This is a genomic window from Streptomyces anandii JCM 4720, assembly GCF_014650655.1.
GTDB lineage: Bacteria > Actinomycetota > Actinomycetes > Streptomycetales > Streptomycetaceae > Streptomyces > Streptomyces anandii.
This window is the reverse complement of the sequence record NZ_BMVJ01000005.1, coordinates 236,747-247,471: the sequence shown is the minus strand read 5'-3', so window position 1 is coordinate 247,471 and position 10,725 is coordinate 236,747. Positions and strand designations below refer to the sequence as shown.

The 10,725-nt window shown below is 73.4% G+C and carries 9 protein-coding genes; 4 read left to right on the top strand and 5 right to left on the bottom strand.

The annotated features are described in order from the left end of the window. A partial coding sequence (locus IE249_RS11925) for a WD40 repeat domain-containing protein (protein ID WP_229858209.1) occupies nucleotides 1–2,551 on the top strand: 2,551 nt, incomplete at its 5' end. 53 nt (nucleotides 2,552–2,604) lie between these two features. Here IE249_RS11925 and IE249_RS11920 read toward each other — a convergent pair. After that, on the bottom strand, nucleotides 2,605–3,822 hold the full coding sequence (locus IE249_RS11920) for a DUF418 domain-containing protein (protein WP_189704750.1): 1,218 nt from the start codon (nucleotides 3,820–3,822) through the stop codon (nucleotides 2,605–2,607). Between the two features lie 286 nt (nucleotides 3,823–4,108). On the opposite strand from IE249_RS11920, the gene IE249_RS11915 reads away from it, so the two are divergent. Beyond that, entirely contained in the window at nucleotides 4,109–4,777 is a 669-nt protein-coding gene (locus IE249_RS11915) for a response regulator (protein ID WP_189704749.1), read from the top strand. After that, the gene (locus IE249_RS11910; protein ID WP_373304374.1) at nucleotides 4,774–5,886 is read left to right on the top strand and encodes a sensor histidine kinase; all 1,113 of its coding nucleotides are present in this window, start codon (nucleotides 4,774–4,776) and stop codon (nucleotides 5,884–5,886) included. The genes IE249_RS11915 and IE249_RS11910 overlap by 4 nt, the downstream gene beginning before the upstream one ends. A 26-nt stretch (nucleotides 5,887–5,912) precedes the next feature. On the opposite strand, the gene IE249_RS11905 is transcribed toward IE249_RS11910, so the two are convergent. The 3 genes from IE249_RS11905 to IE249_RS11895 all read right to left on the bottom strand — a co-directional run bounded on the left by IE249_RS11905 (nucleotide 5,913) and on the right by IE249_RS11895 (nucleotide 8,618). Further along, nucleotides 5,913–6,773, bottom strand: coding sequence for a phosphotransferase family protein (locus IE249_RS11905; RefSeq protein WP_373304373.1), 861 nt, complete (start codon nucleotides 6,771–6,773; stop codon nucleotides 5,913–5,915). A 413-nt stretch (nucleotides 6,774–7,186) separates the two neighbouring features. After that, nucleotides 7,187–7,987, bottom strand: a complete 801-nt coding sequence (locus IE249_RS11900; RefSeq protein ID WP_189704748.1) for an MBL fold metallo-hydrolase — start codon at nucleotides 7,985–7,987, stop codon at nucleotides 7,187–7,189. A gap of 19 nt (nucleotides 7,988–8,006) precedes the next feature. Beyond that, nucleotides 8,007–8,618, bottom strand: coding sequence for an ester cyclase (locus IE249_RS11895; RefSeq protein WP_189704747.1), 612 nt, complete (start codon nucleotides 8,616–8,618; stop codon nucleotides 8,007–8,009). A 221-nt stretch (nucleotides 8,619–8,839) separates the two neighbouring features. On the opposite strand from IE249_RS11895, the gene IE249_RS11890 reads away from it, so the two are divergent. Then, complete coding sequence (locus IE249_RS11890; protein ID WP_189704746.1) at nucleotides 8,840–9,535, top strand: TetR/AcrR family transcriptional regulator; 696 nt, start codon at nucleotides 8,840–8,842, stop codon at nucleotides 9,533–9,535. Nucleotides 9,536–9,567: 32 nt separating this feature from the next. Here the strand turns inward: IE249_RS11890 and IE249_RS11885 are convergent. Then, the coding region (locus IE249_RS11885) for a vWA domain-containing protein (RefSeq protein WP_229858207.1) at nucleotides 9,568–10,725 on the bottom strand (1,158 nt) is incomplete at its 5' end.

The window sequence follows — 10,725 nt, the reverse complement described above, 5'->3', positions numbered from 1 at the left end:
CGGCAGCGACGGCACCGACGCCACCCGCAGGCGGATCGGCCGTGACGCCCTCGTGGCGCGGCCGGCCGACGCGGAGGGCGCCGCGAGGGCGCTCGACGTCTTCGTGCGGGCGCGCCTGATCACCGTGGACAGCGACACCGTGGAGATCACGCACGAGGCCCTGCTGCACAGCTGGCCCCGGCTGCGCGAGTGGATCCGCGCCGATCGGGCCGCCCTGCTGAACCGTCAGCAGCTCGCCCACGCGGCCGCCGAGTGGGAGCGCGAGGGCCGCGACCCGTCCGCGCTGTACCGGGGGGCCCGGCTCGAGTCCGTGGGTTCCCTGGCCGGGGTCGAGGACAAGGGCATCGGGCCCCTCGATCCCACCGAGGAGGCCTTCCTGCACGCCAGCCGCCGGGAGGAGCTGGCCCGGCAGCGGCAGGCACGACGCCAGACGCGGTCGCGGCAGACCCTGGTGGCGATGCTCGTCGTCCTGCTCGGCTGCGCCCTGGCGGCGGGGGCCCTGGCGTACCGGCAGCGCGGCCGGGCGCTGGCCCAGGAGCACATGGCGCGGGCGCAGGCCCTCGCCCTGCAGTCCACCCTGCTGGCGGGCGGCCGCCCCGAGGCGTCGATGCTGCTCGCGGGAGCCGCCTACCGCGCGGCCCCGACCGCCACGGCTCGCGGGGCCCTGCTGAGCGTCCAGGCCCAGCCGTTCACGGCCCGGCTCGGCGGGCACACCGGGGCGGTCAACGCACTCGCCTTCGCGCCCGGCGGACGGCTGCTGGCGACCGGCAGTTCGGACGGCACGGTGCGGTTACGGCGCCTGTCCGACCGCCGTACGGTCGCCACCCTGGCCGTCGCCGGACGCGTCCGCTCGATCGCCTTCAGCCCGCAGGGGACCGCCCTGGCGGCGAGCGACTCCGACGGGGCGGTGCGGCTGTGGAGCTGGGGCGCGGCTCACCGGTCCGTCACCGTGCTGCCCGCGGAGACCCGCGGCGCCCGCGCGGTCGCCTTCGCGCCGCGCGGTCGCACGCTCGCGGTGGCGGCCGGCGCCGTGATCGACCTGTGGGACACGACCGGGCGGCCGCGGCTCCTCGCCCGGCTGACCGGTCACACCGGCCGCATCGACGCCCTGGCCTACTCCCCGGACGGCCGCACCCTCGCCTCGGGCGGCACGGACCGCACCGTACGCCTGTGGGAGACCGGCGGCGGCGGTCGGCCGACGGTGCTGCGCGGACACACCGACGAAGTGCTCGGCCTGGCCTTCGCACCCGACGGCCGCGGCCTGGCCAGCGGCTCGGTGGACCGGACCGTACGGCTGTGGGACGTCCAGGGACGCCGGACCACGGCGACGCTCACCGGGCACAGCGACGACGTCAACGCGGTGACCTACACACCCGACGGCTCGACGGTCGTCAGCGCGAGCGGGGACGGCACGACGAGACTGTGGGACGTCCGCAAGGGGCGGCTCCTCGCCACGCTGGCCGGACACACCGACTACGTCATGTCCGCCGCGGTCGACCCCGGCGGCACGCTGCTGGCGACCGGCGGATTCGACCACTCCGTCGTCCTGTGGGACCTGCGCGGCCGCCTCCTGGCCGCACGCCCCTTCACGGAGGTGTCCAGGATCGCCTACCGCCCCGACGGCCGGGTCCTGGCCACCGCGGACGCCGATCACACCGTAGGACTGTGGGACCTGGCGCGCCGCACGGGAGAGGCCGTCCTGACCGGGCACCACGAGAGCGTCACCGCCGTGGCGTGGGCGCCGGACGGCGCGACCCTGGCCTCGGCCGGCTCGGACGGCGCCGTACGGCTGTGGGACGTCGCCGCGCGCCGCACGTTCGCCACCCTGACCGGACATCGCGGGGCCGCTTTCGCGGTGGCCTTCGCGCCCGACGGCCGCACCCTGGCCTCGGCGGGCGCCGACGGCACGATTCGCCTGTGGGACGTCGCCGCGGGCCGTCCGCTCGCCGTCCTCACCGGTCACACGGACTTCGTCAACGACGTGGTCTTCAGTCCGGACGGCCGCACGCTCGCCAGCGCCAGTGACGATCTGACGGTACGGCTGTGGGACGTGCGCACGCACCGCCGGCTGGCCACGCTGAGCGGCCACACCGGCGCGGTCCGGGGCGTCGCCTTCAGCCCCGAGGGCCGTACGCTGGCCAGTTGCGGCAACGACGGCACCGTACGGCTGTGGGACGCGGCCCGGCACCGGCCGGAGGCCTCCCTCACGGGACACACCGGATCGGTGCGCGCCCTGGCCTTCTCACCGGACGGACGGCTCCTGGCCAGCGGCGGCAACGACCGCACCGTACGGCTGTGGGACGTACCGGACGGGCGGCCGTGGGCCGCGCTCACCGGGCACACCAACGCGGTGTCGGGCGTGGCCTTCGCCCCGGACGGGCGGACCGTGGCCAGTGGCGGCAACGACGGCACCGTACGCCTGTGGAACCTGGACACCGGGGCACGGCTGGCGGAGATCGGCCGGCTCTGCCGGGCCATGGACCCGGGCACGCGCCGGGACCTGCTGCTCGGCACGTCCCTGTCCGCCGCCTCCGCGTGCGGCGGGCCGTGAGCGACGGCCCGGCGTGCCGGGGGTGAGCGAAGTCCGCCTCGGCGGCGTGAGGGTCATCCGACGTGCTCGGCGGGCCGGGTGGCGGCGTGCAGCAGGTGTTCCAGGGGGCCACGGCGGAACCTGCGGGTCCACAGGGTGGCCAGGACCATGGCGGTCGCGATGAAGGAGAACAGCACCGTCAGGGCGGAGAGGCCGTCTCCCCCGACCGCGGGCACGTACCAGACGTCCCCGAAGAACCACAGGGCGAGGATGTGCAGGACGTACACGCTCAGCGCGGTGCTGCCGACCGCGGCGACGGGACGGGCGAGCCGGGTCAGTCGCGGCATCCGGTCGGCCACGACGAGGCACACGACGACCGTGCACAGCGCCACGCCCGTGTTGCCGACGATGGAGAACGTCGTCTCGCTGTGCGGCGCGGCAACCAGCAGCCATGCGGGCGGCACGTGGCCGTGCGGCTCGCCGACCGTGTCGGACCACCAGGCGGACGATGCCGAGCCCGCGCCCGTGGCGGACGCGACGGCGGGCAGGGCGCGCGGCACGAGGTGCAGGGCCAGCCAGGAGCCGCCGTAGCCGAGCACGGCGAGCGCGCCGCCGGTCAGCAGGAGACCGAGCTTGGTGCCCCGGCGGGAGAGGTCCAGCCTGGCCACGGCCATGCCCGCGACCAGGAAGGGGAACCAGGTGAGCGCCGGGTAGTTCCCGGTGAACAGCAGCTCGGCCATGCCGCTCGTGCCGCCGCCCCCGAGGGACGCCCTGACCACGTACAGGATCTGCGGCAGGACCAGGGCGCAGCCGGCCGCGACGAGAGCGAGCGTGGGTGCTCTCAGACGGTGGAGCGGCAGCGCGGTGAGGAACAGCAGCCCGTAGCAGCTGAGGATCACGTTGACCTCGGTGTCCAGGGCGGTCAGCGCGTAGCCGAGGACCAGCAGCACCAGGGCGCGGATGGCGACCCGGGCCACCGCCTGACGGCCCGCGCGCCCGGTACGGGGGTGCGGGCGGCCGGTGATGATCGTCAGCGAGAAGCCGGCGAGGAACGCGAACAGCGCGGAGGAGCGGCCGCTGGCCGTCTCCAGCGCGAACCCCACGGGTCCGCCGACCGTGACATCGGGACCGACGTGGACGGCGTACATGCCGAAGACGGCGATCCCGCGGGCCAGGTCGATGCCGACCAGCCGCCCCGGCAAGGGGCGGCGGCCGCCGGGAGCGGGGACTCGGGCGTCCACGAGCGACGGTGCCCGGTCCCTCACCTCGGTCTCCGGTGCTGTGCTGGTCATACTTCATGTGTTCACGCGCGAGCCGCCCGAGCCACCCCGGCGCCTTTCCGGAGCCGCCCCGCCGACCTGCCGAAAACCACCCCCACCGACCGGCGCGGGCACACCCGCCGACCGGCGCGGGCACACCCGCCGGTTGGCGCGGGCACACCCGCCGACCGGCAGGGGCGCACCTGGCCGATCGGATGGGAGTGCGCCGCCAACCGGCGGGGATTCCGCGCGGCCGGCCCTGGGCGCGCTCCGGCGCGGGTACGCATCGAGGAGCTGGCGTGCGAGGAGCGGAGCGCAGGTGATCCGGGTACTGGTGGTCGACGACGAAGCCCTGATCCGTACGGGCTTCACTCACATTCTCAGCGCGGCGGACGACGTACGGGTCGTCGCGGCGGTGCCCGGCGGCCAGGCCGTGGCCACGGTACGGCAGCTGCGGCCCGATGTCGTGCTTCTCGACATCCGCATGCCGGACGTGGACGGGCTCACCATCCTGGCCGAGCTCCGCCGGCTGCCGCAGGCGCCCGTGGTGGCCATGCTCACCACGTTCGACGCCGACGAGTACGTGACGGCCGCGCTGCGCTCGGGCGCGGCCGGGTTCCTGCTGAAGGACACCGACCCCGAGCAGCTCCCCCACCTGGTGAGAACGCTGGCCCAGGGCGGAACCGTGCTGTCGTCCGAGGTCACCCGCCGGGTCGTGGACGGTTATCTCGACCACGGCGCACGCGACCCCGGCGCCGCCCGCCTCACCGAACGGCTCAGCGAGCGTGAGCGTGCCGTCCTCGTACTCATGGCCGAAGGGCTCGCCAACACCGACATCGGTGAGCGTCTGCATCTGAGCACCGGCACCGTCAAGGGTCACGTGACCAACGTGCTGGCCAAGCTGCAGGTCGGCAGCCGGGTCCAGGCGGTACTGATCGCCGAGCGCGCCGGTCTCCTCGCCCCGCCGCCGGACGAGGACGCCCGGTGAGCCTCCGCCCGCCGCCGGGCATGCTGCTCGATGGCGCGCTCGTCGTCTGCGCGCTGGCGGACGCCTGGGCCCACGTCGGCCTGGCGGACCGGCCGGCGGCGGCGTGCGGGCTCCTCGGCGCGCTCGCGCTCATGCTGCGCCGCCGAATGCCGCTGACGACGTTCCTCCTCACGCTGCCCACGGCGCTCGTCACGGACTCGGTGGTCGCACCCATGACCGCGCTCTACACGCTCTCCTCGCTCAGCCGGCACCGTATGCTGCTGGCCGCCTGCGCGCTGACGTACGCCGTCACCGACTTCATGCCCTGGCCGTGGTCGTCCCTGGACGCCACCGAGCTGTCCCAGACGAACAACCTCTTCCATCTCAGCTACACCCTGGCCACCGCCGCGGCGCCCGTCTTCCTGGGCCAGCTCGTGCAGGCGCGGCGCGAACTGTCCCTGCGGCTCGCCGAGATCTCCGAGGCCCGCGAGCACGAGCGGATGCTGACCGCGCAGAGCGTGCTGGCGAAGGAACGCGCCCAGCTCGCCCGGGAGATGCACGACGTCGTCTCCCACCAGGTCAGCCTCATCGCCGTACAGGCCGGAGCGCTGCAGGTGAGCAGCCAGGACGCCGAGACCAGGAAGGGGGCGGCGACGATCCGCCGGCTCAGTGTGCAGACCCTGGACGAACTGCGGCACATGGTGAGTGTGCTGCGGGCCTCCGGCAGCCGGCCCACGGAACTCACCCCGCAGCCGTCCCTGGCCGACCTGGAACGCCTGGTGGACGCCAGCGGCATCGACGCCAAGCTGGAGACCGACCTGCCGGTCGAACTTCCGCCTCCGGTCCAGCGTGCCGTGTACCGCACCGTGCAGGAGGCGTTGACCAATGTACGCAAGCACGCGCCGGGCGCCACGGCGACCGTCCGGGTACGCCACCGGGACGGCGTCGTCCGCACCACGGTCACCAACACCGCTCCCACCCGGCGCGCGTTCGTCCTGCCGAGCGCCCACCACGGCCTGGCCGGCCTCTCCCAGCGAGCCGAGCTCCTCGGCGGCACGGTCACGTCGGGCCCGACGACCGAGGGGGGCTACGAGCTGAGCCTGGTACTGCCCGTGGAGCGGAACCGCTGAGCGGTACGGGGGCGCGGTGCGGTGGTTCAGGGGCGGACGAGTCGCAGCGCCTCGCGCAGGTTGTGCTCGGCGATGCCCGCCATGAGCTCCCGGTGGGGGAAGTTCCCGTCGAGGAGTCTCAGTGGGCCCGCCGTCAGCGACAGGCGCTGCGCCAGCGTGTAGAACTCGAGCCTGTGCTCGTCGAGTCCGTCCGCCGCGAGCATCCTGTATCGGTCGTCGAAGCGGATGCGCAGGAAGACGTGCTCCCACTCGACGTCGAAGTACATCGTGCCCTCGATGTCGATCAGGACGGGTTGTCCCTCCGGGTCGACCAACACATGGTCGCCGCCCAACTCACCGTGCACGAGCGAGTACTGCTCCCGTGGCCGCGCCGCCCCCGCGAGATCCCGCAGCCGCTCCTCCAGCCGGTCGCGGGAGCCTTCGATCCGCGGATCACGTGAGGCCGCCCCGGCCAGGTCGCGCAGGGCACGCTCCAGGACGACCCCCTCGCACGATGTCCCGCGCGAGGTTCCGCCCGCGTCCACGAGCGCCACCTTGCCGAAGGCGGACGCACGATGGCGCCGCATCGCCTCCAGGGACTCGCGGAGCCGTTCCATGACCGGGGCCGCGGCCCGGGGGTTCCGGTCGAGCAGGGCCTCCAGGCTCTCACCTCGGAGATCTTCGACGATCGCGAGGTCGGCCGGGCAGTGGGCGCCCTCACGGTCGACGAGACGGATCGCCGGGACCCGGACCCCGAGCGAGTCCAGCCGCGTGTGGGCGGCCTGGAACAAGTCGAGCCCGAGGCCGGGCGAGAACGGGTCGGCCGGATCGTCGTCGCCCTGTGCCGCCGGCCAGTAGTTCTCGTCCTCGGCCCACACATACGCGACCGCGGTCGTCCCGTCATCCATCACCAGGCGATAGACACCCTTCTTGCTGCCGCCTGCCAACGGCTCGACCCCCTCCAACCGCCGCCCCCGTCCGAACGCCGTCCGCACCGCCCCCGCCAACTGCCCCCACCTCACCCCACCGAGCCCCACGCCCCCAGCCACCACCTCTCCACGCCGACAACTCGTGCACACTACTTGGGCGACGGCACGAACACGGCCGGCCGGACCGGCGGCCGGCGGTCACGGCCTGGCAGCCGGCGACGCCTTCGGAGCCCTTCGTCCCCGACAACCTCGCCGCTCTGTGTGACCGGCAACTGCCCGAAGCGCCCTGGCCGTGGACCGACGACACGGAGATGGCCTGCTTGGTCCACCAACTCGTCGTCGTCGTGCGGCAGGGCAAGGTGGACCAGGACACGCTCGCCCGTTCCTTCGCCTCAAGGTGCGGTTCTGGAGCGGGCCCTGTGCAGCAGCGTGGGGTCGTGGGCGTTGATGAGGAGGAGGTCGGGTGGGTCTTCGGCCTGGAGTTCGGTGAGGCGGTGGTGGTTGCCCCGGACTTGGGACCAGTCGGAGGCGACGGCCCGTTCCATCGCCGTCAGGGACTTGGGGACATGGCCGGTTCCGTCGATCTGTCCGTGGTGGTAGAAGGAGTCACCGGCGTGGAGGACCCAGTGGCTGCCCGCGTCGACGGCGACGGCGGCGTGGCCCCGGGTGTGGCCGGGCAGGGCGATCATGACGATTCCGGCCTCGATGCCGCTGAGTTCCCTGGCGTTGGGGAAGCCCCGCCACGGCTCGCCGCCGTCGAGGGTGTGCGGGACGATCGTAGGGCCGTGGGCGCGTTGGGACGCGAGGTAGCGGCCCCGTTCGACGGCTCCCTCGGGGTGCAGGGCCGCGTGGTTCTCCGTGGTGGTGAGGTGGACCTGGGCCCAGGGGAAGTCGGCGAGTCCGCCGGTGTGGTCGGCGTCGAAGTGGGTGAGCACGACGTGGCGGACGTCGTGGGGGTCGTAGCCGAGCGCGGTCACCTGGTGGATCGCCGCCTCGGTGGTGTCGAAGGCGGGGCGGACGTAGAAGCGTGCCGCTCCGAATCGTCCCGCGGGGTCGGCGGCGTCCTCGAGTCCGACGCCGCTGTCGACGAGTACGAGCCCGTTGCCGGTCTCGACGAGCAGGACGTGGCAGACCAGGCCGTCGGGCGCCCGCCAGGGGCGCATGGTGCCGCAGTTGAGGTGGTGGATCTTCATGGGCGGGTCCCTCTTTGTGTCACGGCCGCGCTGCCCGGCCCTCGACGGCGAGGTTCGGCGGGGTGGTGTTCAGCAGCCGGGGATCGGGTTTCGTGGCGGCCGTGGTGAGCGCTCCGAGCAGGACGCGGGCGAGCCTGAGCAGTCCTGCGGGTCCGCGTCCGCCGAGGCCCGCTACGAGTTGTCTGAGAATGGTGAGCTGGTCGAAGTAGATGCGCTCGGTGACGAGGTTCTCGTTCTCGTCGAAGACGAAGTACGCCGTCATCCGGGTGCGGTGCTTCGACCCGGTCGGGGGAATCCTGCCGAGCATGCCCCGGTGGGTGCCCGTCAGCCAGAACTCCACGATCACCGCGTCGGTGGTGTGCCGCAGTGCGATCAACTCATGGTCCTGGTCGGGGAATGCGACCCGGGTGTCGTGGTAGTAGTCCCGCACCTCACGGTCGCCGTCGTGGACCAGCATCCGCGCGATCAGCTCGTAGCGCGGATGCGGGAACGTCGAGAGTGTGGCGTCCCAGTCCTGGAGGACCTCGTCGCGGAAGTGGTCGAGGACGAGCTTCTCCCGGGCCCGCAGGACCATCTCGGACGGCAGGGTGAACCGGGCGGGAGGTGACGGGTCGGCGGGTGTGGTGGGCATGGCTCTCTCCTGGGTCCTGTCCGCTGTCTTGTGCTGTCTTGTGCTGCCTTCCGCCGTCTTCCTGTGTCTTCCGCTGTCAGGCGGGCTGAGCGCCGTGGCGGATGGCGCCGTGGGTGAACGCCGGCCGCGGGCCGGGACTTTTACCCACGCCGTGGGTATCCGGCCGGGCCACTATATCCACGCCGTGGATTTACGCAATCGGCTCCGGCACAATGAGGTTCATGACTCGTCCCACGGCAGCCGGCGACGGGGTCCGCCGCGGCAGGCCCCCCAAGGGCGCGTCCCAGCTCTCCAGGGACGCGATCGTCGACGCCACCCTCGAAGTCGTCGACGCCGACGGCATCGCCGGGGTCAGCATGCGGTCCGTCGCACGAGTCCTCGGGGTCGACGCCAAGAGCCTCTACAACCACGTCGACGGCAAGGACGGCCTCCTCGACGCCGTCGCGGAGCACCTGCTCGGCGGGGTGTCCATCCCGCCGGCGACCGGCGACATCCGCGTCGACCTGCCCGCGATCGCCGACGCCTTCCGCGAGCGGGCGCTCCTCCACCCCGAGGCCGCGCCCCTGGTGCTGACCCGCCGGCTCGCGTCCTTCGAAGGACTCGCGCCGGTCGAAGCGCTCCTGGGCGTGCTCCGCTCGGCGGGGTGCTCGACCGGGGAATCGGTGCACCTGGTGCGCTTTCTCGTGGCCTCGCTGATCGGCACCCTGCTGCGGGAGGTCCAGGCCGGCCCCACCCTTGGCATCTCGGACCAGGACGGCATCGCCGCACGGCAGCGCACACTGGAGGACTCGGGTCTCCCCCACGTGATCGAGGCCGCCCCGCGTCTCGCACGGTTCGACCGCGACGCGGAGTACCGGTACACGGTCCAAGCCGCCACGGCACTGGTCCTGGACAGGGTCAGGGCGTCCCGGGCCTGACCCTGTGAGAACGGCGGTCGGAGAACAAGCCGTCAGCCGATGGTGACGACGCGTGCCCAGGACGGCGGGGTGTCCGGCACGTAGTCGGGGTTGTTCTCTCGCACGGCGCGGGCGGGACGGGGGAAGAGGCCGACGACGGTGCGGCAGGGCGGCTGCGCGGAGGGCCACGGCGTCTGGCCGTCCGTCAGGGCGACGATCACGTCGGGGCGGGGCCGGGAGCGCAGGGCCCGGGCGAAGCCGGAGCGCAGGTCCGTTCCCCCGCCGCCGATCAGTTCCATGTTCTCGGCGCGGCAGAGCGGGACCGCGACCCGGGCCGCCGCATCGCAGGAGATCACCGAGACCAGGTCACGCCGCCCGCCCACGGCCCGTGCGATCGCCGCCACCTCCAGCAGCGCGCTGCCCAGTTCGGCGTCGCTCACCGACCCCGAGGTGTCGATCACGACGCAGACCCGGGGCGGCGTTCGGCGCAGGCTCGGCAGGAGCACACCGGGAATGCCGGCCGAGCGCCGGGACGGACGCCGGTAGCTGTGGTCCTCCCCCACTCCCGGCGCGCCCGCCGCCGACCGCACCGCCGCCCCGAGCAACTGCAGCCACGGCTGCGGCGGATGGAACGCCTCCTCCGCCCACCGGCGCCACCCCTCCGGCGCGTCGCCCGGCCGCCCCTTGATCCCCTCGGCGACCCGGAAGCGTACGGCGTCCCGCTGCTGCCTGCTCAGGCCGTGCGCCCCCTCGGGACCGAGCTCCCAGGTGCGCTCCTGCCCGTCGGCACCGCTGCCGCAGTCCAGCCACGACAGGTCCGCGGCGAGTCCGGACAAGGACGCCCTCCGCAGGTACTCCTCCATCAGCAGGCCGTCGGGCAGCCGCAGCATCGACGGCAGCGCCGCCCCGGCGGGAAGGGGCAGGCCATCGCCGTAGATGTCGTCGTTGATCTCGAAGTCGGCCGCGATGTTCCGCCGCAGCCTGTCCCGGTCTTCGGCCTTCTCCTGCTCCCGCGCATACCGCTCGCCGCGCCCATGATGGTCCCGCAGCAGATGGGAAACCTCGTGGACCCAGACACCAGCCAGCTCCTCCAGCGGCGTGCGCGCCACGAAGCCGGGAGAGACGTAGCAGCGCCAGTGCGCGTCCACGGCCATCGTCGGTACCGACCCGTCCGTCACCACATGCAGCGCGAAGAGCGCGGCGGCCAGATA